Consider the following 25,687-nt stretch of genomic DNA (forward strand, 5'->3'; position numbering starts at 1 on the left):
GCCAGTGCTGTGCCGGCGCCGCAGGCACCTGTCGACTTGCGGTTGGTCCCGGCAGCGCTGACGGCCTGGGCGGTGACCGCGGTGGGGATCGTGTGGGGACTTGGTGCCGTCGCCGCTGGGCTGTCGGTGCTGGCCGTGATCACCGCAGTGCTGGTGCGCGCCAAGAGCCCCGCCGAGCGCACCCGTGTCCGTGCGGTCAGCACCGGTCTGATTGCCTTGTCGCTGGTGGGCGTCGGATTCGGATTCGCGGTGGCGTTGCGTGCCAACGGAGTTCGTGATCACCCGGTCACCCAGCTGTTCGGCACCGCGACCGAGGTGACGGTCATCCCGAGTGAGAGCCCACGAGTCGTCGGCGCCGGGCGGTTGTTGTTCAAAGCCGACCTCGTCCTGGTCGGCGAGCACGAAACCAGCGGCCGGGTGGTGGTTTTCGCTCCCGCCCGCGACTTCGTCGGACTCGACGCCGGTCAACCCGTGCGGTTCGCCGCCCGGGTCGGCCGGCCCACCCGCCGTGATCTGAGCGTCGCGCTGCTCACCGCCACCGGAGAGCCCACGACGGGACAGGCGTCGGCGGTGCAGCGGTTCGCCTCCTCGGTGCGCAGCCGCTTCGCCGGTGCGGCCCGCGAGGTTCTGCCCGCCTCGCAGGCGGCGATGCTGCCCGCCCTGGTGCTGGGCGATACCTCGGCGATGACGAATACGACGGTGGCCGATTTCCGGGCCAGCGGACTGACCCATCTGACGGCGGTGTCGGGCGCCAATGTGACGATCGTGTGCGGCGCGGTCCTGATGGTCGGCTATCTGGTGGGGCCGCGAGTTGCCGTCGGAGTAGCCGCCGCGGCGCTGATCGCGTTCGTCATCGTGGTGCAGCCGAGTGCGAGCGTGCTGCGCGCGGCTGTGATGGGGGCCGTCGCCCTGCTGGCGATCCTGTCGGCGCGGCGGCGTCAGGCGATACCCGCGCTGTCGACGACGGTACTGGTGCTGATGATCGTGGCGCCGCAGCTCGCGGTGGACATCGGCTTCGCGCTGTCGGTCTCCGCGACGGCAGCACTGGTCGTCATCGCCCCGGGCTGGTCGCAGCGTCTGGTGGCTCGCGGCTGGCCCAAACCGCTGGCCGCCGCGGTCTCTGTCGCCGCCGCGGCCCAGCTGGTGACGGCTCCGCTGGTGGCAGGGATCTCGGGAACGTTCAGCATCGTGGCGGTCGCCGCCAATCTGGCCGTCGCCGCGTTGATCGCCCCCATCACGGTGTTCGGCACCGCTGCCGCTGCGCTGAACTTGCTCTGGCCCGGAGCCGCGCACCTGCTGATCCGCTTCACCGGTCCCGAACTGTGGTGGTTGGACACCGTCGCACACCGGGCGGCGGCCATCCCGAATGCGACGGTGCCCGTCCCCGCGGGTGGCCTCGGCGTCCTGATGGTGGCGCTGGCCGGGGTGGGCGTGGTGGTGCTGTGGCGCTGGCGGTGGTTCCGGTGGGGGCTTGTCTGTGCGGCGATGTGCCTGTTCGCATGGTCGATATCGGGACTGGTGGCGGGGCACGGTGCGACGGTGTCGGCCGACCGTGGCACCATCGTCGCGTGAGCCAACAGGTCCCGGGGTTGCATTTGGTCCTCGGTGAGGAAGACCTTCTCATCGAACGCGCGATCACGGCCGTGGCGCGGTCCGCTCGTTCGCAGGCCGGGACCGGGGACGTACCGGTGAACCGATTGCGCGCAGGTGAGGTCAGCACCAACGAGCTGGCTGAACTACTCAGCCCGTCACTGTTCGCCGACGAGCGCGTGGTGGTCCTCGAATCCGCCGCCGAGGCAGGCAAGGATGCGGTCACCCTGATCGCCGCTGCGGCCGCCGACCTGCCGGACGGCACCGTGCTGGTGGTGGTGCACACCGGTGGCGGCCGGGCCAAGGCGTTGGCGGGGCAGCTGCGTGATCTCGGTGCCACCGTGCATCTGTGCCCGAAGATCAGCAAGGCGAGCGAACGGGCTGACTTCGTCCGCAGCGAATTCAAGGCACTCAAAGCATCCGTCAACGACGCGACGGTGACTGTGTTGATCGATGCGGTCGGCTCCGATATTCGCGAACTCGCCTCTGCCTGTTCGCAATTGGTTGCCGACACCGACGGCCGCGTCGATGTTGCCGCGGTGCGGCGCTATCACAGCGGCAAGGCCGAGGTGAAGGGCTTCGACATCGCGGACAAAGCCGTCGTCGGTGACATCGAGGGCTCAGCCGAAGCTCTGCGGTGGGCGATGATGAGTGGTGAGCCTCGGGTCGTATTGGCCGACGCGCTCGCCGAAGCCGTCCACACGATCGCCCGGGTCAAGCCGCTCTCCGGTGACCCTTACCGGCTGGCCGGGGACCTCGGGATGCCGCCGTGGCGGATACAGAAGGCACAGAAGCAGTCGCGCCGATGGTCGCGGGAGAATGTGGCCACCGCGATCCGATTGGTCGCGAAGCTCAATGCTGACGTCAAAGGTGCGGCCGCGGACGCCGATTACGCGCTGGAATCCGCTGTCCGTCAGGTAGCCGAATTGGCCGCCGACGGCAGCCATCGGTAGCACAACAGCGATAAAAAATCCCGCCAGCGATGCATATCGCTGGCGGGATGGAGCTGGTTAGCTCAGAGCTTGTTGAGCGCGAGCGCGAGGGCCGACTTCTTGTTGGCGGCCTGGTTCTTGTGGATCACGCCTTTGGTGGCGGCCTTGTCCAGCTTGCGGCTGGTCGACACGAGAAGCTCGGAGGCCTTGTCCTTGTCGCCGGCGTCCAGCGCCTCGCGGAAGCCGCGAACGGCGGTCCGCAGCGCCGACTTGACCGACTGGTTGCGCAGGCGGGCGCGCTCGTTGGTGAGGATGCGCTTCTGCTGCGACTTGATGTTGGCCACGCGTGTTTTTCCTTCTTGATGTCTTTGAATGTGTCGGACTTGGTGCTATCTCGAAAGTTCTGGTGCGCCCGGCGGCGGGCAGCGACTGTTCAGGTTACCAGTTCGGCTTCTAATCTCCCAAAGCTCGACCGGCCGCTCATGGGCTCGCGCGCACAACTGTCCCACTGGCCTGCCGAAACGGCAATCGTGGGGCAGCATGTGACAGGTGAGTCTTCGATCCTTGCCCAACGAGACCGGACGACAGTCGCGCAACAATTCGCGCTCGTCGAAAAAGCACGAACAGATCTTCAATGGCTACAACAAACGCGGGACCTACGCCAAGGCGTTCGATGAGATGTTCGATGCGCAGGGGAACGTTCGCGGGCCGTACAAGGGCATCTACGCCGAGTTGGCTCCGTCCGATGCCTCCGAGCTGGAGGCCCGCTCGGAGGCGCTTGGCCGAGCGTTCATCGACCAGGGCATCACGTTCTCCCTGTCGGGGCAGGAGAGACCATTTCCGCTCGATCTGGTGCCGCGCGTCATCTCGGCCGCCGAATGGTCCCGGCTGGAGAAGGGCATCACCCAGCGGGTCAAAGCGCTCGAGATGTACCTCGACGACATCTACGGTGACCAGGAGATCCTGCGGGACGGGGTCATCCCGCGTCGCCTGATCACGTCGTGTGAGCACTTCCACCGCGAGGCCGCAGGCATCGTCCCGCCCAACGGTGTGCGCATCCACGTCGCCGGGATCGACCTGGTCCGCGATGGCCAGGGCACCTTCCGCGTGCTTGAAGACAATCTGCGCTCACCGTCGGGGGTCTCCTATGTCATGGAGAACCGCCGCACGATGGCCCGGGTCTTCCCGAACCTGTTCGCCACCCACCGGGTGCGCGCGGTGGGTGACTACTCGTCGCATCTGTTGCGGGCACTGCGCAATTCGGCGGCCACCAACGAGGCCGATCCGACGGTGGTGGTGCTGACCCCTGGCGTCTACAACTCGGCGTACTTCGAGCATTCGCTGCTGGCCAGGCAGATGGGCGTCGAACTGGTCGAGGGCCGCGATCTGTTCTGTCGCGACAACACCGTCTACATGCGCACCACCGAGGGCGAACGTCAGGTCGACGTGATCTATCGGCGCATCGACGACGAGTTCCTCGATCCGATGCACTTCAAGCCGGATTCCGTGCTGGGCGTCGCCGGGGTGCTCAACGCCGCCCGCGCGGGCAACGTCGTCATCTCCAGCGCCGTGGGCAACGGCGTGGGCGATGACAAACTCGTCTACACCTACGTGCCGACGATCATCGAGTACTACCTGGGTGAGAAGCCGCTGCTGGCCAATGTCGACACGTTCCGCTGCTGGCTCGACGACGAGCGCGAGGAGGTGCTCGACCGTATCCACGAGTTGGTGATCAAACCGGTCGAAGGCTCCGGCGGCTACGGCATCGTGTTCGGGCCCGACGCGTCGGAGAAGGAGCTGGCGACCATCAGCAGGAAGGTTCGCAACGACCCGCGTGGCTGGATCGCCCAACCGGTAGTGCAACTGTCCACCGTCCCGACGCAGATCGATGACTGCCTGGCCCCTCGTCACGTGGACCTGCGGCCGTTCGCGGTCAACGACGGCGAGAACGTCTGGGTGTTGCCGGGTGGTCTGACCCGCGTCGCGCTGCCGGAGGGATCGCTGGTGGTGAACTCCAGCCAGGGCGGCGGATCGAAAGACACCTGGGTGCTGGCGTCGCGATCCTCGATGGCCGATCACGAACTCGCGGCCGCTGAGATCGTCCGCTCGCTGCCCAAAGCTGCCAAGGCGCCGGCCGGGGACAAGAACCCCGATCTGTCCTCGCAGCAACAGCAGCAGTCCCGGGCGGTGCGCCGGACCGAGGAGCAACAACAACAGCAACAGCAGGCGGTGATGGACTGATGCTCGCCCGTAACGCCGAAGCGCTCTATTGGATCGGCCGCTATGTCGAACGCGCCGATGACACCGCCCGCATCCTCGACGTCACCGTGCACCAGTTGCTCGAAGATTCCAGCGTCGATCCGGACCAGGCCTCGCGGACCCTGCTGCAGGTGCTCGGCATCGAATCGCCCGACGATGCGGTGCTCGATGTCTGGTCGCTGACCGATCTGGTGGCGTTCAGCCGGGGCACCCAGGGCGGGTGCTCGATCGTCGACTCCATCACGGCGGCCAGGGAGAACGCCCGGTCGGCCCGCGAGGTGACCTCCAGCGAGATGTGGGAGTGCCTTAACACCACCTACAACGCGCTACCTGAACGCGAGCGAGCATCCAGACGCCTTGGGCCGCACGAGTTTCTGTCCTATGTCGAGGGCCGGGCAGCGATGTTCGCGGGTCTGGCCGACTCGACGCTGTCCCGCGACGACGGTTACCGGTTCATGGTGTTGGGCCGGGCGATCGAACGCGTTGACATGACGGTCCGGATGCTGTTGTCCCGTGTGGGGGACAGCGCGTCGTCACCGGCCTGGGTGACGGTGCTGCGTTCGGCCGGTGCTCACGACACCTACCTGCGCACCTATCGCGGTGTGCTCGACGCCAATCGGGTGGCCGAGTTCATCCTGCTCGACCGGTTGTTCCCGCGGTCGATCTTCTACTCGTTGAAGCTGGCCGAGCACAGCCTCGAAGAGCTGCTGCACAGCCCGCACAACCGAGTCGGTGCCACCGCGGAAGCCCAGCGGCTGCTGGGTCGCGCGCGCAGCGAGCTGGAGTTTCTGCGTCCCGGAGTGCTGCTCGAATCACTGGAGAAGCGGTTGGCCGGGTTGCAGACTACCTGTTCGGATGTCGGAGAAGCGTTGGCACTGCAGTATTTTCACGCTGCACCGTGGGTGGCGTGGACGGACGCCGGACGTAACGGATCGCTGGTTATCGAGGAGGGTGAGGTCTGATGTGGCGTATGCGGGTGGTCCACGCAACCGGTTATGCCTACAAGTCGCCTGTCACCGCGTCCTATAACGAGGCCCGCCTGACCCCGCGATCGGATTCGCGGCAGAACGTGATCCTCAACCGCGTGGAGACGGTGCCCGCCACCAGGTCCTACCGGTATGTCGACTACTGGGGCACCGCTGTGACGGCATTCGATCTGCACGCCCCGCACACGGAGTTGGAGGTGACGGCCTCGTCGGTGGTGGAAACCGATAAGGACGAGGTGCCGAAAACCTCGGTGAGTTGGGAAGATCTTGCTTCCGAGGCGGTGATCGACAGGTTCGACGAGGTCCTTACGCCGACCGAGTACGCGCCGGCCAGTCGGCGTATCCAGGCGGTGGGCAAGCGGATCGCGAAGTACAACGACCCGCAGGAAGCGGTCATCGAGGCCGCGCGGTGGGTGCACAGCGAACTGAAGTATGTCCCGGGCACCACCGGAGTGCACTCGTCGGGCCTCGACGCGCACCGCGAGGGCAAAGGAGTCTGTCAGGACTTCGCGCATCTGTCGCTGATCCTGTTGCGCAGCATGGGTATTCCGTCGCGCTACGTCTCCGGTTATCTGCATCCGAAGAAGAAGGCCGCAATCGGCGAGACCATCGACGGCCAGAGCCATGCGTGGATCCAGGCGTGGACCGGTAATTGGTTCAACTACGACCCGACCAACGACACCACGATCAACGAGCAGTACATCAGCGTCGGCGTGGGCCGCGACTACGCCGATGTGACGCCACTCAAAGGCATCTACTCCGGCGCGGGCTCCACCGACCTCGATGTCGTCGTGGAGATCACCCGCCTGGCGTAGATATTGGTGTGGCGGCGAGCTAGCCGACCTGCACCGTGAGTAGATCGTCGCCGAGTTCGATGCGTCCGCCGAACTCGCCGGCCGCCAGGGCCCGCCACTGGTCCTCTTGGCCCGGCGCCAACGGTGGCACGTAATGTGTGAGCACCAGGGTGCCGACGCCGGCGCGTGCTGCGGTCGCGCCCGCCTGCTCGACCGACGAGTGGTAGTCCAGGATGTCCTTGAGGCGCTGCTGGGGGACGAGCGTGACGAGGTCCTTGCGAATCACTGTGTGCACCAAGGCGTCCGCGCCTGAGGACAACTGATCAAGCGTGTCGCAGGGAACGGAGTCGCCGGCCAGCACCACCGACGCCCCGTCGTACTCGACGCGGAAAGCGATGGTCGGCTCGACGGGCCGATGATCCGTGGGGGCCACTCGAATGGTCACGCCGTCCTGATCCCAGACGGGTCCCTCGGTGTACTCGTACACCTCCAGCGCGGGCGGCTCGGTGATATCGGCGTGATGCGCGATCCGATAGCTGATGTCCGGCGCCAGCGCGGTCAGGAGACCATCCACGACGGCTCTGGTACCGGGTGGACCGATGATCGGCAGCGGGGAGCGGACGAAGGTCGTCACCCAGCGCGTGGTGATCACGTCGTTAAGGTCCGTGATGTGGTCACTGTGCAGGTGGGTCAGCAGGACTGCGGTCAGATTCGCCGCACCGACGCCGACCGCCGCCGCCCGCTGCAGCACACCCCGCCCGCAGTCGACCAGGAACAACGCGTCCCCGGCTCGTACCAGCGTGGACGGCCCCGCCCGGTTGGCATCCACCATCGGGGAACCGGTGCCCAACAAGGTGATCTCGATCATGACGTCATCCCTCCCAGCCCGACCAAGGCGCGGGCATGCTCGATCTCCCCCATATGGCGAAGACCGTGTTGATAGATCCAGCATTCGGTGCCGTCGAGACGGGAAATGCCTGCTGGTCCCGCTACGCGCGCGCTGTAGGTGGTGGCGATCTGCGGCGGGAACGGTCGGGTGACGAGGATCTCGCTCAGCGCCTCCGGTTCCAGCTCGGCCAGCCAACGTTCGGTCTTGTCGAACACGTGCCGCTGGTAGTCGCAGAAGGCCGCGAAATCGTCTATCCGCTGCGCCATCATCTCGTCGACGCTGCGATGCTTGCCGTGGTCAGGCACTCCGAGACCGATACGGCGCTCCCAGGCGGCTTCCCAGACGGTCGGCAGACCGCTGAGCATCACCAGTGACACATCCTCCATCTGCGCCTGGTGGAACAGTGAGAAGGCGATCGGCAGAACGCCGTCGCGCTCGACATGGTTGACCTGGTCGGTATCCATATCGCTGACCGCCTGATACCAGAGTGAATGCATCGCACTCATCCGGCGTTGCAGCGAGTCGAGGATGAGCGCTGTAGTCACGGGCTTGCTCCTTCTCATTGCGGTGAGCACGCATAGATATGTCACACCGGCGCGCCATCTGCGTCGGATCGGTGCAATTCGCCGCGTGTCGGTGGGGATCGTCCTAGCCTGATGTGAACTGGATCACAATTTGTGGGGCGGCTATGAGAATCGCAGACGTGTTGAGACAGAAGGGTGCGTCAGTGGCCACCGCCGGCCCGGAGATGACGGTGACGCAGCTCCTCGCGGCGCTGGCGGCCTACAACATCGGCGCGATGGTGGTGGTCGGTCCAGAAGGGGTTGCGGGCATCGTCTCGGAACGCGATGTGGTTCGCCAGCTCCACGAGCGCGGCGCCGACATCCTGGACAGACCCGTCTCGGAGATTATGACCAGCGTGGTCGCCACGTGCGGGCTCGCCGAGTCGGTGGACGATCTGAGCGTGCTGATGACCCGCAACCGGGTCCGGCACGTCCCGGTGATCGACAACGGTCATCTGGTCGGCATCGTCAGCATCGGCGATGTGGTCAAGACCCGGATGGAGGAACTGACCGCCGAACAGGAGCAACTGCAGGCCTACATCACGCAGGGCTGACTTTGTGTTTTTGTGGACGACATGAGCATTGATGTCCGCCCGGCCCACCGCTCCGACATCAGCGCGTTGTCCATCGTGCTCGGCCGGGCTTTTCACCAGGATCCCGTGACGACGTGGATGCTGCCCGATCCGGCAGCGCGCAGGGCGAAGCTGCACAGGGTGTTCGCTGCGATGACTCGGCACCACCATCTCGACGGTGGCGGAGTCGAGCTGGCTGAGAGGGACGGCGAGATCGGCGCGGCCGCGCTGTGGGATCCACCAGGCCGCTGGCAACACCGGCGGCGCGAAGAGTTGTTGGCCCTGCCGCGATTGCTGTTGACATTCGGCCGCCTCGTCGGCAGGGGCGCCGAGCTGTCCAACTTGATGAAGAAGGCGCACCCGGAGGAACCCCACTGGTATCTGGCGGTGATCGGAAGTGAGCCGGTGCTGCGCGGTGGCGGCTTCGGCCACGCGCTGATGCAGACGAGGCTGGACCGGGTCGACGCCGAACATGCGCCGGCTTATCTGGAGTCCAGCAAGGCCGACAACGTGCCGTACTACTCCCGGTTCGGGTTCGAGGTCACCGGCGAGATCGCCTTGCCCGACGGCGGCCCGACGCTGTGGCCGATGTGGCGCGCGCCACGTTAAGTTGGCCGCTCCTCAGCTGGGCTCGTTCCTCGCCCCGCATCGGTCGCCGGCCGGTTGCCGAGGTCAGCTCCAGGCATACCTGGCCCGCAGCCGAGTCGCCACCGTGTCGAAGACGGCCCGCTCCAGGATCGCGCCTTCGCGGCGGATGCCTTCCTCCGGTACGTCGAGGACCCGGTCCAGCCGAACCCAACTGGGCCTGCCGTCGTAATCCCACGGGCCGGTGCCGATGCCCACCCAGTCGGTGTCGTCGGCATGGTAGTTCTGGCTCGACAACATCAATCCCAGCAGCGTCTGACGATCGCGTCCGACCACCAGCACGGGCCGGTCCTTACCGCGGCTGGGGTCGTCTTCGTAGACCACCCAGGTCCAGACGATCTCGCCCGGATCGGCCCGACCGTCGAGGTCAGGGGCGTAGACGACCCGACGGGCGCGGTGCGCGGTCGGCACGACAGTGTTGGTCACGGGCCGTCCAGCGGTGATCGCGACCTGAGGTTCGGCCGTGGCTGCAACGAGGACGTCGATACCGATCCTGATGCCCTGGGCCAGGCCCTTTTGCAGGCCTTCTTGGAGATTGCGCTGCATGGCCTGCGGATTCTGCAGTTGCTTGATGAGTTTGGGAGCCTCGTTGAACACCAGGTGCTCGGTGACCTTCACAACCCGTTGCAACGTCTTCCACTGCGACGCCATGTGACAAAGCATAGGCGAGGTTCGCGGCGCACGATTGTGTCGCGACGGCCCCCGCTCGATAGTCTTGACGTGCGAGTCCCGGGACGCCACCTGGGGCTTAGAAGGATTTGGTAGCCGTCCACCAGGAGATTCCCATCAGCAGTTTCGCCGACAAAACTTTCACAGCGCCGGCGCAGATTCGGAACTTCTGCATCATCGCCCACATTGATCACGGCAAGTCGACGCTGGCCGACCGGATGCTGGGTATCACCGGCGTCGTCTCGGATCGCGATATGCGGGCCCAGTACCTCGACCGGATGGACATCGAGCGCGAGCGCGGCATCACCATCAAGGCGCAGAACGTTCGGCTGCCGTGGCGGGTCACCGACTCCGACGGCATTGCCACCGACTATGTGCTGCACCTCATCGACACCCCCGGCCACGTCGACTTCACCTACGAAGTGTCACGTGCGCTGGAGGCCTGCGAGGGTGCAGTGCTACTTGTCGACGCCGCCCAGGGCATCGAGGCGCAGACCCTGGCCAACCTGTACCTGGCGCTGGACCGCGACCTGACGATCATCCCGGTGCTGAACAAGATCGACCTGCCCGCGGCCGATCCTGACCGCTATGCCGGTGAGATCGCGCACATCATCGGCTGTGAACCCAGCGATGTGCTGCGGGTCTCCGGCAAGACCGGTGAAGGAGTCCGCGAGCTTCTCGACGAGGTCGTCCGGCTGGTACCGGCTCCGGTCGGCGATGCCGACGCACCGGCGCGGGCGATGATCTTCGACTCGGTCTACGACATCTACCGAGGTGTGGTCACCTACGTCCGGGTGGTGGACGGCAAGCTCAACCCGCGCGAGAAGATCAAGATGATGTCGACGGGCACGACGCACGAGCTGCTCGAGGTAGGCATCGTCTCGCCAGAACCCAAGGCCACCAACGGTCTCGGTGTCGGCGAGGTCGGCTACCTGATCACCGGTGTGAAAGATGTCCGGCAGTCCAAGGTCGGAGACACCGTGACGACGGCGCGCCACGGCGCCACCGAAGCGCTGACCGGATACCGGGAACCCCGGCCGATGGTCTATTCCGGGCTTTACCCGGTCGACGCGTCGGATTATCCCAATCTGCGTGACGCATTGGAGCGCCTGCAGCTCAACGATGCCGCGCTGACCTGGGAGCCGGAGACCTCGGTGGCTCTCGGATTCGGTTTCCGCTGCGGCTTTCTGGGCCTGCTGCACATGGAGATCACTCGCGAACGCCTAGAACGCGAGTTTGATCTCGACCTGATTTCCACCTCGCCCAACGTCGTGTATCGCGTTGTGCTGGAAGGCAAGGCGGGCGCTGCTGACTCGGCCCTGACCGTGACCAATCCCTCGGACTGGCCGGAAGGCAAGATCCGCGCGGTGTACGAGCCGATGGTCAAGTGCACCATTATCTCGCCCAGTGAGTTCATCGGCACCATCATGGAGCTGTGCCAGTCCCGCCGCGGGGAGCTCGGTGGGATGGACTATCTATCGCCCGAGCGGGTCGAATTGCGCTACATGATGCCGATGGGCGAAATCATCTTCGACTTCTTCGACATCCTGAAATCCCGCACCCGCGGCTACGCCAGCCTGGACTATGAGGAGTCAGGTGAGCAGGAGTCGGACCTGGTCAAGGTCGACATCCTGTTGCAGGGCGAGGCTGTCGACGCCTTCAGCGCCATCGTGCACAAGGACTCCGCGCCCGCCTACGGCAACAAGATGACCACGAAGCTCAAAGAGCTGATCCCGCGCCAGCAGTTCGAGGTACCGATCCAGGCGGCGATCGGCGCGAAAATCATTGCCAGAGAAAATATCCGTGCACTCCGCAAGGACGTGCTGTCGAAATGCTATGGCGGAGACATCACCCGTAAGCGCAAACTTCTGGAGAAGCAGAAGGAAGGCAAGAAGCGAATGAAGACCATCGGGCGGGTCGATGTGCCGCAGGAAGCGTTCGTCGCCGCACTGTCCACCGACTCCGCCGCTGACGCCAAGGGCGCGAAGAAGTAGATGCCGGCCTCCCCGGCGTCTCGGCTGGCATGCGGTCTGGGTGCCGTTGCCTTGATCGCGACGGGATGCGTCCAGACCACCGCCGGCACCGCCATGCCCGCGGACACTGCCGGACCGAACTCTCCGACGAAGTCTGGGCAGTCCGGGGCAGGAATCGAACGCATCCTGCTCGGCGCCGATGCGATCAACGCCATCATGGGCTCCAAAGACATCGAATTGATGGATTCGGCCAATGACATGGCCGACCACAGCGCCGATATCTCCGATCCGAAGTGCGTTGGGGCGCTGTACAACGCGGAGGATTCGGTATACGCCGGCACCGGTTGGAAGGATGTCGCCGATCAGGTACTCACCGAGCCTGAGGATGACAGCGCCCACTGGGTGGAGCAGACAGTAGTGGAGTTCCCGTCGGCCACCGCCGCGAAGGCCTTCGTGGACTCGTCGTTCACCCAGTGGACCTACTGCATCGGCAAGTCTGTGATGGTCAACGACGGCGAGTACGAGTACCACTGGCAGTTCGAAGGTATCTCCAGTGTGGACGGCACGATCAGTCAGACCACACGCCAGTCCGACAGCGACGGGTGGTCGTGCCAGCACGCGCTTGGCGCCGTCGACAGCTTTGTCCTGGAGGCTTCGGCCTGCGGGATCTCGCTGCAGGAGGAGGCCGTCGACATCGTGCACGCACTCGCGGCCAACGCGCGGTAGCGTCTCGCTCGGGGTTGAACGCACTCTGATTCTAAGGCTGGTGCGCGCCGTGCTCCGGTGGAAAGCGCTGCTGGACAGCATCTTCGCTGCTACAGGTTCGCGCGGGCAGGCATGGCTCTCGACGGCGCCGTGGCGTGCGCCGCTCTAGCCTCTCGGTGGGGGACCACTTACTCATCGACGCGACCGGAGTAGCACAGGAATGCCCGCACCAGCCAAGAATCGCCCGCTCTACTACTCGGCGTTCGTCATGAACACCACGTCGCACGTCATCCACGGATTGTGGCGGGATCCGGCCGCGGCCAACCACGAGATCAACTCGCTGTCGCACTGGGTGGACCTGGCGCGCTATCTCGACGGTGCCGGCTTCGACCTGATGTTTTTTGCGGATGTCATCGGGCTGCGCGCGCCGTGGAACGGGTCCTATGAATTGGTGGCCCGCGAGGGGATGCAGATCCCGACCAACGACCCATCGGTGCTGATCTCGGCACTGGCCACCGCGACGACGAATCTTGGTCTGGTATATACGAGTTCGATCGTACAGAGCCAGCCGTTCGACTTCGCCCGTCGGATTTCCACCCTCGACCACTACACCGGCGGCCGGATCGGCTGGAACATCGTCACCAGTTTCTCGGACAACACCTACCGCAACTTCGGTCATGACAAGCTCATCGAGCACGACCTTCGTTACAAGATCGCCGATGAGTACGTCGACGTGCTGTATAAGCTGTGGGAGGGCTCTTGGGACGAGGATGCCCTCCGCGCCGACAAGCAGGCCGGGGTCCACGCGGACGCGTCGAAGATCCACAAGATCAATCACGTCGGCGAATACTTCTCGGTCGAAGGGCCGCACTTCACCACGCCGTCACCACAACGGGTGCCGCTGCTGTTCCAGGCCGGCTCATCTCCGGTGGGTCAAGCATTTTCGGCGCGCAACGCAGAGGGCGTGTTCATCTCCAGCCCAGATCCCGAGTCGGCTCGCGGACTGATCGACGAGACCCGGGAATTGGTGGCCGGTTACGGGCGCGATCCGTACGACGTGAAGTTCTTTCAGGGCCTGTCGCTGGTGGTGGGCCGCACCTCCGCGGAGGCCAGGGAAAAGGAAGCCCAAATCGAGGAACTGTCGAGCATCGAGGGCGTGCTGTGCCACATCCTCGGCGACGCCGGCATCGACGCGGGCGCGCTGCCGCTGGATACCCCGATATCCGAGCTCGGTGAGTTCCGGGGCGTGCAGGGCTGGGCCCGCTTCGCGGGCGAAGGCGCCGATGCGGAGCCCACCATCGCAGACCTGGGTCGCGCGTTCGAGCGCAGCAGTCGCATCGTCGGGTCGCCCGTCGAGATTGCAGATCGCCTGGAGGAGTGGCGTGACGCCGGCATCGACGGCGTCAACGTGTTCCATGCTGTCCGTCCGGGCACCTTCAAAGACATCGCCGAACTGCTGTTCCCGGAACTGCGCAAGCGCGGGCTGCTCAGCACCGACAAGTCAGGGACGTTGCGGCACAAGCTGTCCGGCGGAGGGGCCGACCGGCTGCCCGACACCCATCCGGCTGCCAAGTACCGCGGCGCGTTCACCGACAATTCCCTGGCGGACAAGGTATCCGAACCGCTGACGTTGTCTGCCCGCGTTTAGCATCCACCGGCTTCCCGTTCTCGACGTGGTCGACAGGATCGCGCCGGGCCGGCGATTTTCTCGCGTTGATTACAACGCTGGTTAACGTGCGGGCGGGCGCATACGGTTGCGCGGCGGTTAGTTTCATTGTTTCGAATATCTTCGAATATCTACGAGAGGAATTCCCCGGCATGACGATCGGCGAGCGAACGGTCCCACTGATCGGTTCCGTCGAAGAGGCCCTCGGTACAGCGCGCGCTGTCGCGGCCGAGATCGCGGTGGGCGCCGTCGACCGCGAGCGCAACGGGCAGCTACCGGAGGAGGCGCTTGGGCTGGTGGCTGACTCCGGTCTGCTGGGGATCATCGTGCCCGCCGAGTTCGGTGGACCCGACCTGCCGCTGTCCACTGCCGTGGAGGTGCTTCGCATTCTGGCGCAAGCCGATTCCGCTGTCGGGCAGCTGCTGTTGGCCCACTTCGTAATCTCCGGGGTGATCCGGGGACTGGGTGACAATGACCCGGCCCCTCGGCTGTACCGGGATATTCTCGCCGGGGCCCAGCTGGGTAACGCCACCGTGGAACGTGGTACGCGCACCAGCGTCGAACGATTGACGACCATCTCCCGGGGTGCCGACGGCAACTGGGTACTCACCGGCAAGAAGTACTACGCAACCGGCTCACTGGGTGCGACGTGGATTGCGGTGGCGGCGCGTATCGTGGACACGCAATCAAACCCTGAGCCTGCCCATGGCGCCACCGTTTTCGTTCGGCCGTCTGATCCAGGGGTGACGTTGAACCTGGAGAAGTGGTCGGCATTCGGTCAGCGCGGCACGGCCAGCGGCGAAGTCATTCTCGACCATGTCGTCGTCGATGACGCGTTCGTGATCGACGAGGGGCCTGATCCCGACCCCGTCACCTCGCCTCCCTCGGTGTTCGGTGCCTACGATCAGGCGCTGCACGCCGCGGTCGATATCGGAATCGCCAGGGCCGCACTGGAAGACGGCGCCCGATTCGTCACCACCACCAGCAGGCCGTGGTTCGAGGCGAAGGTGGACACCGCGGCTGAGGACCCCCACGTCGTGCGTCGATTCGGTGAGTTGACGGCGCGGCTGTATGCGCTCGAAGCTCTGTTGGCCCACGGCAGCCGCCTGGTAGATGCCGCGTTGGCCGAACCGGAACTGACCCGCGAATCGGCGGCGACGGCGTCACTGCAGGTCGCCGCAGCCAAGGCGCTGGCGCAAGAGTTCGCCGTCGAGATCGCCAGCGGAATCTTCGAACTGACAGGCACTTCGGCGACCGACGGAAAGTATGCGTTGGACCGGCATTGGCGCAACGTGCGAGTGCATTCGCTGCACGATCCCGCCCGGTGGAAGTACGTCCACCTGGGCAACCACACCCTCAACGGCACGCTTCCGCCACGGTACGGCCTCGTACTCTGACGACAACTACCGTCCCACAACTACGACCCTCACTTAAGATCACCACGATTCCTATCCTGTGCGGTCGTCGTCGCGGTCCGTAGCGTTGGTTTACGTCTGACCGTCCGGCGGTGCTGGCGGATCGTGCCTGGAACCAAAACCCTTGGCTACAGCCAGAAGAGCGGATATCGCGTGGATTCGAGATGTCGTCGGGAGTGCGGCTGACTGCTGCTCGGGGAGTGGTACCGGGGCCACCCATTCAACCTAGAGAGCGTTCGCATGATTGAGATCGAGAACCTGACGAAACGGTTCGGGGACCGAACAGTCCTCGATGATATTTCGCTTTCCGTCCCCAACGGTGAGATTCTGGCGGTGGTCGGCCCCAGTGGTGCGGGAAAGACAACACTCTCGCGTTGCGTCAGCTTTTTGGAGCGGCCCACCAGCGGTACCGTCCGCGTCGACGGCAAGGACTTCAGCCGCCTCGAAGGAGCCGAACTCGTCACGGCGCGGCGAAGCGTCGGCGTCATCTTCCAGACCGCACCCCTGCTCAGGCGTCGCACCGTCGCCCAGAACATCGCGTTGCCACTGGAGTACCTGGGTGCTACCGATGCCTCCATCGACAAGCGCGTCACCTCTCTGCTGGAGCGGGTTGGACTCGCCGATCGGCGCGACTATCTGCCCGCGCAGCTCTCCGGCGGTCAGAAACAACGGGTGGGGATCGCCCGTGCGCTGGCGCTGGGGCCGTCGTATCTGCTGTCGGACGAGGCGACCTCGGGCTTGGATCCGAGCACGACGAAGTCAATCCTCGGCCTGCTCAGTCACCTGCGCGACGACCTCGGGCTGGCCATCATCCTGATCACCCACGAGATGGAGGTGGTGCGCGAGATCGCCGACTCGGTGGCCCGGATCGACGGCGGCCGGATCATCGAAAGCGGTTCGGTGAGCGACGTCATCCTCGACCCGACCTCGTCGTTGGCCCGCGAGCTACTTCCGGATCGGCCCAGCGTGCCGTTCGAGGGGGACAGCGAGGTCTGGGAGGTCTCCTACGCCTCGCGCAACGTCCCGCTGGACTGGCTCACTTCGATTCACACCGTGCCCGGCATCTCCGGCGCCCAGGTCAACGTGCTCAGCGCCAGTGTCGAGTCGATCCGCGGAGTCGCGGTCGGGCGTGCACTGCTGGCGATCTCCCCGATCACCCCCGTGGGCTTCGACAGCTATCTGCGTGAGCGCGGCCTGCACGTCACAGCGGTCAGCGCCAAGGCAAAAGAGGCGGCGGCGTGAATCTCGCTGCTGGAGAAGACTTCAGTACCCCGTGGGACAAGGTTCCCGATCTGCTGTTGCCTGCTTACGGGCAGACCTGGCTGATGGTCGGCATCACCATGGTGCTGGTGCTGGTGATCGGCACGCCGGTCGGAATCACGTTGCACAACACCTCGGAGTTCGGGCTCTATCCCAACCCGAAGGTGTTCGCCGTGCTCAATACGATCGTGAACATCGGGCGTTCGCTGCCGTTCCTGATCCTGATGACGGCGATCATCCCGGTGACGCGGTTCCTGGTGGGGACCACCATCGGTATCTCTGCGGCGATCGTGCCGATGACCGTGGCCGGCGTCCCGTTCTTCGCTCGGCTGGTGCAGAACGCGTTGCGCGACGTGCGCTCCGATGTGACCGATATGGGCCTGGTATCCGGTGGTACCAACCTCCAGCTGATTCGCACGGTCCAGCTCTCGGAAGCGCTGCCCGCGCTCGCTGGGGCATTGACGGTGAACGTCATCGCGATGATCGAGTACTCCGCCATCGCCGGGTCGATCGGCGCAGGCGGCGTGGGTAACCTCGCAATCACCTACGGCTACAACCGTTTTGATCACAACATCATGATCGCCACCGTGATCACCTTGATCATCACCGTCCAAGTCGTGCAATTCGCCGGCGACCGCCTGGTCAAAGCGCTCACGCGCTAGCTTCCTCCCAACCCGAAAGTACACTCATGACAAACCTGACCGACTCTCCGGCCGACGACATCGAGATCAAGAAGAAGAAGCGCTGGCCCTGGATTGCCGCCGCGGTGGTGGTCGTTGTCGCGATCGCGGGAGGGGTGACGTACGCCAAGCTCTCCAACGAGGACAGGCCCTTCGGTACCAATCTGAAGGTCGCGACCTGGAGTACCGATATCGCCGCCGAGAACCTGCTGAAGTACATCACCGATGAGGTGGCTCCCAGCCACGGCATCACCATCGAGCCGGTCAAGATCGACAACCTGATCGAGATCAACCGTGCCGTGGATGCGGGCACGGTAGCGGGCAACTTCTTCGAGCACCAGCCGTTCCTCAACGATGCCATCGCGGCCAACGGATTTCATCTGACCCTCGCCGCGCCCACCTTCACCTGGGACCAGGCTTCGTACTCGAACAAGTACAAGAGCTGGGACCAGGTGCCGGGTGGCGCCAAGGTCGCCCTGCGTGACGACCCGGCCGGGCAGGCCATCGCGCTGCTGGATCTCGCGTACGACAAGCAGATCACCCTGAAGCCGGGTAAGGACACCATCGCGGGCCTGCCGCAGCTATCCGATATCGCCACCAACCCAAAGAATTACCAGTTCGTTCAGGTGCCGATCGGGCAGCTGGCCCGCAGCCTAGACGATGTCGACGTCATCGTCGTGCACATCTCCGACGTCTACGCGGCCGGTCTGCGAGAGGACCAGATCATCGCTCGCGAGCCGGCACCGAAAGGAAGTGAGGGTGGTCTCGTCGTCTCTGACAAGCACCTCAACGATCCGAATGTGCAGAAGCTGATCGCGACGTTCAAGGACCCGAAGATCGCCGAGTTCCTGCAGACCACCGACAACGAGCTGATCCGCAATACCCTTGGGCCGATCTCTTGACGAAGAAAAAGCCACTGTATTACTCGGCGTTCGTGATGAACACCGCATCCCATGTGCTGCATGGACTCTGGCGGGCACCGGAAGCCGAGAACCACAAGTTCAACTCACTTCGGCACTGGACGTCGGTGGCGGCGGAGGTCGACAAGGCCGGTTACGACCTGATCTTCTTCGCCGACGTCTTCGGGCTGCGGGCACCGTGGAACGGGAACTGGCGCAAGGCTGTCGAAGGCGGTATTCAGATTCCGGTCAACGATCCGTCGGTGCTGGCTTCGGCGTTGGCGGCGGCGACGGAGAACCTGGGCATCGTCTTCACCAGCTCGATCGTCCAGGACCACCCGTTCAACTTCGCCCGCCGGATGTCGTCACTGGACCACTACACCGAGGGCCGCCTCGGTTGGAACATCGTCACCAGCTTCAACGCCAACGTATTTCGCAGTTTCGGTCATGACGGCACACTCAACCACGACGAGCGCTACAAGTGGGCCTACGAGTACGTCGATGTCGCCTACAAGCTATGGGAAGGCTCGTGGGACGACGACGGGCTGGTGCAGGACAAAGAGGCCGGGATCCACGCCGACCCGTCGAAGATCCACAAGATCAATCACGTCGGGGACCGCTACAGCGTCGAGGGACCACACTTCGTCGCACCCTCGCCGCAGCGGACACCGGTGCTCTTCCAGGCTGGTTCCTCGCCAGCCGGTCAGCTGTTCTCTGCCCGCAATGCCGAGGGCGTCTACATCAGCAGCCCGACCCCGGCCGACGCGCACCAGCTGACCTCCGAAACCCGCTCACTGGCAGCGCAATACGGCAGAAATCCCGAGGACATCACCTTCGCGCAGGGGTTGTCCTTCGTGATCGGTGACACCCACGCCGAAGCCGTCCGCCGCAACGACGAGCTCAAGCGCTACCTCGACCTGGAAGGCATTGCGCTCCATGCCCTAGGCGACGCCGGGATCGATGCCGGTAGCTTGCCGCTGGACACCCCGATCAGTGAGCTCGGGGAGTTCACCGGCGTGAAGAGCTTCATCCGCTGGGCTTCGGAGGTGTCCGGTAATGACCAGCCGACCATCCGGGACATGGCCTGGGTGATGGAGGGCGCCAACCGGGTTGTCGGCACGCCGAAGGAAATTGCCGATCGCCTCGAAGAGTGGCGCGAAGCCGGCGTCGACGGCATCAACGTCTACCACGCCACCGTCCCCGGCTCGTTCCGCGAGGTGGCCGACCGTCTTTTCCCGACGTTGCGGGAGCGTGGACTGATCAGCACGGACAAATCGGGGACGTTGCGGCAGAAGTTGCTCGGCCGTGGCGACCGGTTGCCCGATAGTCATCCGGCCGCTGCCTATCGTGGTGCGTTCGACGACAACGATCTGCTGAACAACGTCGGGACGCCCGTCGGCGCCACCCACTGAAAGGACCGTTGTGACCGGCCTGAAGTTCCACTGGTTCCTGCCCACCAACGGTGGCGACAGCCGCAACGTCGTCGGCACCGGCCACGGCGTCACCGGGGGCAACGCCACCCGGCCCGCGTCCGTAGAGTATCTGGGCCAGATCGCCCGCAGTGCCGAACAATTGGGATTCGAGGCAGCGCTGACCCCGACCGGCGCCCTGTGCAACGACGCCTGGGTCACCACTGCGATGATCAGCAGCCTCTCACAGCGGCTCGATTTCCTGGTAGCCTTCCGCCCCGGCGCGGTCGCGCCCTACCTGGCCGCGCAGATGGCTGGTTCCTTCCAAAATCTCTCGGGCGGAAGGCTTCTGCTCAACGTCGTCACGGGCGGCGAGGAACACGAACAGCAGATGTTCGGGGACTATCTCGACAAGGACGAGCGCTACGCGCGCACCGACGAGTTCCTCGAGATCGTCCGGTTGCTATGGACGGGGGAGACGGTCAACTTCACCGGCAGGCATCTGTCGGTGACGGACTCGACGCTGTACCAGATCCCCGACCCGTTGCCGAAAATCTACTTCGGCGGCTCCTCGCCTGCCGCCATCGACGTCGCCGCCAAGCGCGCCGATGTGTATCTGACCTGGGGCGAGCCCCCGGCGGCGGTGGCCGAGAAACTGGACCGGGTCCGCAAGGCCGCTGCCGATGTAGGGCGAGAGCTGCGCTACGGGATGCGACTGCACACCATCGCCCGCGAAACCTCCGAGGAGGCCTGGACCGAGGCACGCCGGCTCGTTGCGCACATCTCCGACGACGACATCGCGCGGGCACAGTCGAAGCTGCGGCAGTCGGCGTCCGAGGGGCAACGGCGGATGTTGGAATTGCACAAGGGCAGCAAGGACAACCTCGAGATCTACCCGAACCTGTGGGCCGGTACCGGTCTGGTCCGCGGCGGGGCGGGCACCTCCATGGTCGGTTCCTATCGCGAGATAGCAGACCTCATTGAGGCCTACCGTGCAGTCGGCATCGAAGAATTCGTACTGTCGGGATACCCGCACCTGGAAGAGGCGTATTGGTTCGGCGAAGGGGTTCTCCCGGAACTCGCGCGCCGCGGGCTCTGGCAGCACCCGGCCAGTGCCGTCCGCACCCTGGACACTTCCGGCACCGTGGACACTCCCGGCGCGGGAGTGCGGACCGCCGCGTCATGAGGGCGTGATGACGGCAACCACGAGTGAGATCGCCCGGCCCACCCGAATCATCGTTGTCGGTGGGGGATTCAGCGGTGCGCTGACAGCGGTGAACATTGCCCGGCTCAGTGAGTATCCGGCGCACATCACCGTTGTCAACGACGGCCGGCCAGTGGGGCGGGGAGTCGCTTACGCCCTGCGCAGGCCGGAGTATCTGCTCAACGTGGCCGCGCGCAACATGTCCGCGTTTCCCGACGAACCCGACCACTTTCTGCACTGGCTGCAGACGCGTTCCGAGTTCGGCTCACTGTCGGAGATAGAGCTCCGCGAGCGATTCATCCCGCGCCAGATCTACGGCGACTATCTGTGTTCCATCGTCCAGCACCACCTGCAGAGTCCAGGAGGCAGGACACCGGTCAGCGCCGAGTTCGTCACGTCCGAGGCGGTTGATATCGAACCGCGGGAACCGGGCTGCGTCGTGCGACTGGCAGACGGTTCGGCACTCGAGGCCGACCGGGTGATCCTGGCCACCGGTAACGAATCACCGTCACCGCTGCCCGGTTCGGAATCACTCGCGGATCACCCGGCTTGGGTGGGCAATCCGTGGCAGCCGTGGGAGGAGCGGCTCGCCGGTCTTGACGTCAGCACAGGAGCCGGCGTCGTCATCCTTGGCACCGGACTAACAGCTGTCGACATCATCATCACGCTGCGCACCATGGGATGGCTGGGCAGCATCCACACGGTTTCGCGGCACGGGTGGTTTCCGCACGCGCATTTCCGCGGTATCGAGTACCCGGAATTTCCGCCGGAGGATCTCGATCTCGCGACCGTCGGGCTCGACGGCTTGCTGGACCTGATCCAGCATCATTGCGCAATTCTCAACGAGCGCAACGAGAATCCCGCGATCATCGTAGACAAACTGCGCCCGCATACCCAGCGGATTTGGAGCGGCTTCACCCGCGAGGAGCGGCTGGCGTTCGCCGGCAAACACGCGGCCCGCTGGAATGTCTACCGGCACCGGATCGCACCGGTGTTGCATGCCCAGATCACCGGTTCGCAATTGACCGGACAGTTGCGAGCTCACGCCGCGAACATCGAGGTCCTGGAAGCGTCGAGGGACCGGATTCTCGTTCACCTGCAGGACCGCCAGCCCCTGCTGGGCCATCTGGTGATCAACGCCACGGGGCCGGCCACCAAGTTCACCGCCACCCGCTCAGTCCTGCTACAGAACCTGCTGCGGCGCGACCTGGTGGCTCCTGACGAAACGAATATGGGTGTGCGCGTCGACTCCGACCACACCGTGGTGACCGCTGGCGGGGATCGGTCGCCATGGCTGCTCGCTTTGGGTCCGCAGTTGAAGGGCACCTACTGGGAGACCATTGCGGTGCCTGAGCTTCGCGGTCAAGCCAGGCGGGTGGCCGAGACCGTCCTTGGCAGTGCAGCTACTCGTGACAAGCATGACCAGCTGGTGCTGGAGTACATGATCTGACCGCCGTGCAGAGGGAGGAGATGATGAGTCATTCAGAGACACTGGAGCGTTGGATGATGTCGAGCGTGTCCGGCGCTCACCAAGCGGCGCGGTGGTGGCCGTGGGTTGTCGTTGCTGTGGCAATCACTGCCGTTGTGATCGGCGGGGTGTTGTACAGCCCAGGAACGTAGTTCTATTCGCGGCGAGTCGAAGACTGAGCGCGAGGCGTGGGGCGGCCTAACGTGAGGACGATGGGACATAGTCTGGCTTTGGCTGACACTCGGGTGGATGGTGACTACTGGCACCCGCAGGCCAGGTGCCGCCGGACGTCGGCGGAGTATTTCTTCGCACCCGAGAATGAGCGACGCGATATCCGATTGCGCCGTGAGCAGTTGGCCAAGCAGATCTGCCGGGCTTGCCCCGTTTTGTTGCTTTGCCGTTCGTATGCGGTGGACGCCCGTGAGAGCTACGGAATCTGGGGCGCGACCACACCCCGGGAACGCCAGCGCCTCGCCGCCGACCAATCAGGACGCTTGAACGGCGAACAGCGTGGTTGACCGGGGTGGACTTCCCGCGACACCAGGGGCTAACGCCAAAAGTCCGGCCCCTCAGGCTGATACATCGGTGCTTCGGCCCCGCCTCCGACGAGTTCGTTGAATGTCTCGGGTTCGGAATGGCTCCGTAACCCGATCAGAACCTCCATCGCGTTGTCGGTGAGTCGGCGGGATGTATCCATTTTCCGGTTCCCCGGATATCGGCGCATGGTGAAGCTCGGTGAAGATAGGGTTCGGTAGGTCTGGTGCGGGGGGCGATCGGGACTTTTGATCGCGGCGATTTAAACTCGGTCGCCGGTGTGGCCCAGCCGTGAAGATGATGATCAGATCTGCAGCCGATCGCTCGGTGCGGCTAACGCGAGCGGACGCACTCCATCTGCGCGCGCTGGCTTGCGGCAGGTGAGTTCTGTGCCGCGGCTGCGTCTCGTACCCCAGCCGGGCCAGCGAGGTCGCACATCTCGCACCATCAGGATCTGACTTTGCTGTATCTCGCTGCGATATCGAGTGCACCGCCCAGGGTTCCGGCGCGGAGGTGCCGAGGTGCGTAGGCCGGCCTGTGATGCGCAGCCACCGCCTGCGTATAGGTATATCCGCTCGGCGCGATCGTGATTGCTGCGCTGGCACTGGCCACCGCACCCACGAAGTGAACCGCAACTCCCGGCTACCTCGCGGACATGGCCAAACTCCGCGGCCGGGAAATATTGACTCGCTGGATTTCCTGTCGACCTATCCGTGGGTGAAAAGCACAGTCCCAAACTGGTTTCGGGGGGACTTCGCCAACATTACGCTCGTCGTCGACCTCACATTGAGCCGGCTGGACAGCGGTCTGTTCACCGGCACCAGGTGGGAAGGCAATCTCACCGAGCTCGAACTGCAGTGGGGCCGCACCATCGGTCAGCTACCGAGTCCGTACACCGGAGGCAACCCGCTCATCGCCCCTTACCATTTCGGGGGCTACTGACATGATTCGGCTGCCTCGCAGTGTGTGGATCCAGTTGGGCGTCCTGGCGGCCATCACCGTCGTCTCGGTCAGCATCATGGCGTTCGGATTCGTCAAAGTTCCTGCACTGCTTGGTATCGGGCGGTACACGGTGACGCTGGACCTGCCCACCTCCGGCGGACTGTACGCGACGGCGGTGGTGACTTACCGAGGCGATGAGATTGGCCGGGTCAGCTCGGTCAACGTAACCCGGGACGGTGTCCGGGCCGTACTGACACTGGACTCGTCGACCAAGGTCCCCGCAGACGTGACGGCTGCGGTGCACAGCCGCTCCGCCATCGGTGAACAATTCGTCGAGCTGACCCCGCCCGCGGGTGCGGAGTCCGTCGCCTCGCTGCGCGACGGTGATGTCATTACGGCCGGCAAGGTGAGTGTTCCTCCTGACATCGGGAACCTGCTCGACGACACCAACCGCGCGCTGCAGGCTATCCCGCAGGACAACCTCAAGACGGTCGTCGACGAGGCGGCGAAGGCGGTCGGTGGGCTCGGACCCGAGTTGTCGCGCATCGTCGACGGTTCGACATCGCTGGCGATCGAAGGCGGCAAGACCATCGATCCGTTGGCGCAGCTCATCGACCAGTCGCCCCCGGTGCTGAATTCCCAAGTCCAGACCGCAGATTCGATCGCAACCTGGGCGGCGCGCACTGCCGCCATCACCGGTCAACTCAAGGCCCAGAACACCGTCTTCGGGGATTTGCTCGATCAGGGAGGACCCGGCCTCGACGAAGGCAAGGCCCTGTTCGACCGGGTTGCGCCGGCGCTGCCGGTGTTATTGGCGAACCTGGTGAGCCTTGGCGAGATCGCCGTGACCTACCGTGCGGATCTCGAACAGCTGCTGGTGCTCTACCCGCAGGGCACGGCGGTGATGTCGGCGATCGCGCTGGCAAATTCCGGAACCAAGCAGGCATACAAAGGCATCTACCTCGATTTCAACCTGAACCTCAATTACCCGCCACCCTGCAATACCGGCTTCCTTCCGGTCCGGCAGCAACGGGCTTTTTCCGATCAGGATTATCCGGACCGGCCATCGGGGGAGTTGTACTGCCGTATACCGCAGGACTCGGACATGAATGTCCGTGGTGTGCGCAATATTCCGTGCGAGACCAAGCCGGACAAAAGGGCTCCCACCGTCGAGATGTGCGAGAGCGACCAGCAATACGTTCCGCTCAATGACGGCAACAACTGGAAGGGTGACCCGAACGCCACCCTGTCAGGGCAGGGCATCCCGCAGTATCCGCCAGGAGTCGCGGCACCCGGTGAGCCGCCGCCGCCCATGCCCAGTGCGTCCCCTCCGCCGCCTACCGCGGTGCCCTATGACCCGGCAACGGGAAGCTACATCGGCCCCGACGGGCGCAATCACACTCAGCGCGATCTCGCGCATCCTGCGGATAGAACCTGGCAGTCGATGTTGATCCCGCCAGCTGGCTAGGCCGGGCAAGTATTGCGCAAAGGTGGCCATGCCGCCCAAAGTCCTTAGCAATGCGAAAAGTCGTCGGATTCAGTGTTTCTCCGGTGCCGACCGGACCTGAAGAGCTTTTCTTGCGAATTCCTAGCAAATTTGCTGATCCGCCCCTAATATCCGACACGCGGCGGT

Annotated in this window: 23 protein-coding genes and 1 pseudogene; 20 read left to right on the forward strand and 4 right to left on the reverse strand. The window is 64.7% G+C overall.

Going from position 1 to position 25,687, the window contains the following annotated elements; genetic code table 11:
- Window positions 1–36: 36 nt before the first annotated feature.
- Both H7J73_RS05675 and holA read left to right on the forward strand, forming a co-directional pair.
- Complete coding sequence (locus tag H7J73_RS05675) at window positions 37–1,572, forward strand: ComEC/Rec2 family competence protein (protein ID WP_264066352.1); 1,536 nt, start codon at window positions 37–39, stop codon at window positions 1,570–1,572.
- Window positions 1,569–2,543 carry a DNA polymerase III subunit delta gene (gene holA / locus H7J73_RS05680; protein ID WP_264066273.1) on the forward strand — a complete coding sequence of 325 codons (975 nt, stop codon included), beginning with the start codon at window positions 1,569–1,571 and terminating at the stop codon, window positions 2,541–2,543. The genes H7J73_RS05675 and holA overlap by 4 nt, the downstream gene beginning before the upstream one ends.
- A gap of 62 nt (window positions 2,544–2,605) precedes the next feature.
- Here holA and rpsT read toward each other — a convergent pair whose 3' ends face one another.
- Window positions 2,606–2,866 (reverse strand): 30S ribosomal protein S20, encoded by a 261-nt coding sequence (gene rpsT / locus H7J73_RS05685; protein WP_264066274.1) that lies wholly within the window; start codon window positions 2,864–2,866, stop codon window positions 2,606–2,608.
- Window positions 2,867–3,086: 220 nt separating this feature from the next.
- On the opposite strand from rpsT, the gene H7J73_RS05690 reads away from it, so the two are divergent.
- Genes H7J73_RS05690 through H7J73_RS05700 form a run of 3 tightly spaced genes read left to right on the forward strand, consistent with a single transcriptional unit; the run spans window position 3,087 to window position 6,582 of the window.
- Window positions 3,087–4,763 carry a circularly permuted type 2 ATP-grasp protein gene (locus H7J73_RS05690; RefSeq protein ID WP_264066353.1) on the forward strand — a complete coding sequence of 559 codons (1,677 nt, stop codon included), beginning with the start codon at window positions 3,087–3,089 and terminating at the stop codon, window positions 4,761–4,763.
- A complete protein-coding gene (locus tag H7J73_RS05695; RefSeq protein WP_264066275.1) occupies window positions 4,763–5,743 on the forward strand; it encodes an alpha-E domain-containing protein in 981 nt (326 codons plus the stop codon). The genes H7J73_RS05690 and H7J73_RS05695 overlap by 1 nt, the downstream gene beginning before the upstream one ends.
- Window positions 5,743–6,582, forward strand: coding sequence for a transglutaminase family protein (locus H7J73_RS05700; protein WP_264066276.1), 840 nt, complete (start codon window positions 5,743–5,745; stop codon window positions 6,580–6,582). The genes H7J73_RS05695 and H7J73_RS05700 overlap by 1 nt, the downstream gene beginning before the upstream one ends.
- Window positions 6,583–6,601: 19 nt before the next feature.
- Here the strand turns inward: H7J73_RS05700 and H7J73_RS05705 are convergent, their stop codons facing one another.
- Window positions 6,602–7,429: a ribonuclease Z gene (locus H7J73_RS05705; RefSeq protein WP_264066277.1), complete on the reverse strand. Its 828-nt coding sequence runs from the start codon at window positions 7,427–7,429 to the stop codon at window positions 6,602–6,604.
- Window positions 7,426–7,995, reverse strand: coding sequence for a DinB family protein (locus H7J73_RS05710; protein ID WP_264066279.1), 570 nt, complete (start codon window positions 7,993–7,995; stop codon window positions 7,426–7,428). Before H7J73_RS05710 ends, H7J73_RS05705 begins: the two co-directional genes overlap by 4 nt.
- A 143-nt stretch (window positions 7,996–8,138) precedes the next feature.
- Here H7J73_RS05710 and H7J73_RS05715 point away from each other — a divergent pair, with 143 nt between their 5' ends.
- Together H7J73_RS05715 and H7J73_RS05720 are read left to right on the forward strand one after the other, a co-directional pair.
- A complete protein-coding gene (locus H7J73_RS05715) occupies window positions 8,139–8,567 on the forward strand; it encodes a CBS domain-containing protein (RefSeq protein ID WP_264066282.1) in 429 nt (142 codons plus the stop codon).
- 21 nt (window positions 8,568–8,588) lie between these two features.
- The gene (locus tag H7J73_RS05720; protein WP_264066283.1) at window positions 8,589–9,194 is read left to right on the forward strand and encodes a GNAT family N-acetyltransferase; all 606 of its coding nucleotides are present in this window, start codon (window positions 8,589–8,591) and stop codon (window positions 9,192–9,194) included.
- A 63-nt stretch (window positions 9,195–9,257) separates the two neighbouring features.
- Here the strand turns inward: H7J73_RS05720 and H7J73_RS05725 are convergent, their stop codons facing one another.
- Window positions 9,258–9,881, reverse strand: a complete 624-nt coding sequence (locus tag H7J73_RS05725) for a type II toxin-antitoxin system PemK/MazF family toxin (protein WP_264066284.1) — start codon at window positions 9,879–9,881, stop codon at window positions 9,258–9,260.
- Window positions 9,882–9,988: 107 nt separating this feature from the next.
- On the opposite strand from H7J73_RS05725, the gene lepA reads away from it, so the two are divergent.
- The 13 genes and pseudogenes from lepA (at window position 9,989) to H7J73_RS05790 (ending at window position 25,522) form a co-directional block, all read left to right on the forward strand.
- A complete protein-coding gene (lepA, locus tag H7J73_RS05730) occupies window positions 9,989–11,893 on the forward strand; it encodes a translation elongation factor 4 (protein ID WP_276030932.1) in 1,905 nt (634 codons plus the stop codon).
- On the forward strand, window positions 11,894–12,598 hold the full coding sequence (locus H7J73_RS05735) for a sensor domain-containing protein (RefSeq protein WP_264066285.1): 705 nt from the start codon (window positions 11,894–11,896) through the stop codon (window positions 12,596–12,598).
- Window positions 12,599–12,797: 199 nt separating this feature from the next.
- Entirely contained in the window at window positions 12,798–14,225 is a 1,428-nt protein-coding gene (locus H7J73_RS05740; RefSeq protein ID WP_264066286.1) for an LLM class flavin-dependent oxidoreductase, read from the forward strand.
- Window positions 14,226–14,395: 170 nt separating this feature from the next.
- The gene (locus tag H7J73_RS05745; RefSeq protein ID WP_264066287.1) at window positions 14,396–15,640 is read left to right on the forward strand and encodes an acyl-CoA dehydrogenase family protein; all 1,245 of its coding nucleotides are present in this window, start codon (window positions 14,396–14,398) and stop codon (window positions 15,638–15,640) included.
- Between the two features lie 258 nt (window positions 15,641–15,898).
- A complete protein-coding gene (locus H7J73_RS05750) occupies window positions 15,899–16,900 on the forward strand; it encodes a methionine ABC transporter ATP-binding protein (RefSeq protein ID WP_264066289.1) in 1,002 nt (333 codons plus the stop codon).
- A complete protein-coding gene (locus H7J73_RS05755; RefSeq protein ID WP_264066291.1) occupies window positions 16,897–17,580 on the forward strand; it encodes a methionine ABC transporter permease in 684 nt (227 codons plus the stop codon). Before H7J73_RS05750 ends, H7J73_RS05755 begins: the two co-directional genes overlap by 4 nt.
- 26 nt (window positions 17,581–17,606) lie before the next feature.
- A complete protein-coding gene (locus H7J73_RS05760) occupies window positions 17,607–18,500 on the forward strand; it encodes a MetQ/NlpA family ABC transporter substrate-binding protein (protein WP_264066293.1) in 894 nt (297 codons plus the stop codon).
- A gap of 35 nt (window positions 18,501–18,535) precedes the next feature.
- A complete protein-coding gene (locus tag H7J73_RS05765; protein WP_264066294.1) occupies window positions 18,536–19,909 on the forward strand; it encodes an NtaA/DmoA family FMN-dependent monooxygenase in 1,374 nt (457 codons plus the stop codon).
- Window positions 19,910–19,919: 10 nt separating this feature from the next.
- A complete protein-coding gene (locus H7J73_RS05770) occupies window positions 19,920–21,092 on the forward strand; it encodes an LLM class flavin-dependent oxidoreductase (RefSeq protein WP_264066295.1) in 1,173 nt (390 codons plus the stop codon).
- Window positions 21,093–21,099: 7 nt separating this feature from the next.
- Window positions 21,100–22,560 (forward strand): FAD/NAD(P)-binding protein, encoded by a 1,461-nt coding sequence (locus H7J73_RS05775; RefSeq protein WP_264066296.1) that lies wholly within the window; start codon window positions 21,100–21,102, stop codon window positions 22,558–22,560.
- Between the two features lie 230 nt (window positions 22,561–22,790).
- Entirely contained in the window at window positions 22,791–23,096 is a 306-nt protein-coding gene (locus H7J73_RS05780) for a WhiB family transcriptional regulator (protein WP_264066297.1), read from the forward strand.
- Window positions 23,097–23,802: 706 nt separating this feature from the next.
- Window positions 23,803–24,054: pseudogene (locus tag H7J73_RS05785) on the forward strand (mammalian cell entry protein); the annotation flags it as partial.
- Between the two features lies 1 nt (window position 24,055).
- The gene (locus H7J73_RS05790; protein WP_264066298.1) at window positions 24,056–25,522 is read left to right on the forward strand and encodes an MCE family protein; all 1,467 of its coding nucleotides are present in this window, start codon (window positions 24,056–24,058) and stop codon (window positions 25,520–25,522) included.
- The last annotated feature ends 165 nt before the right edge of the window (window positions 25,523–25,687 follow it).

Source organism: Mycolicibacterium komossense (assembly GCF_025822605.1).
In the GTDB taxonomy this organism is placed as follows: domain Bacteria; phylum Actinomycetota; class Actinomycetes; order Mycobacteriales; family Mycobacteriaceae; genus Mycobacterium; species Mycobacterium komossense.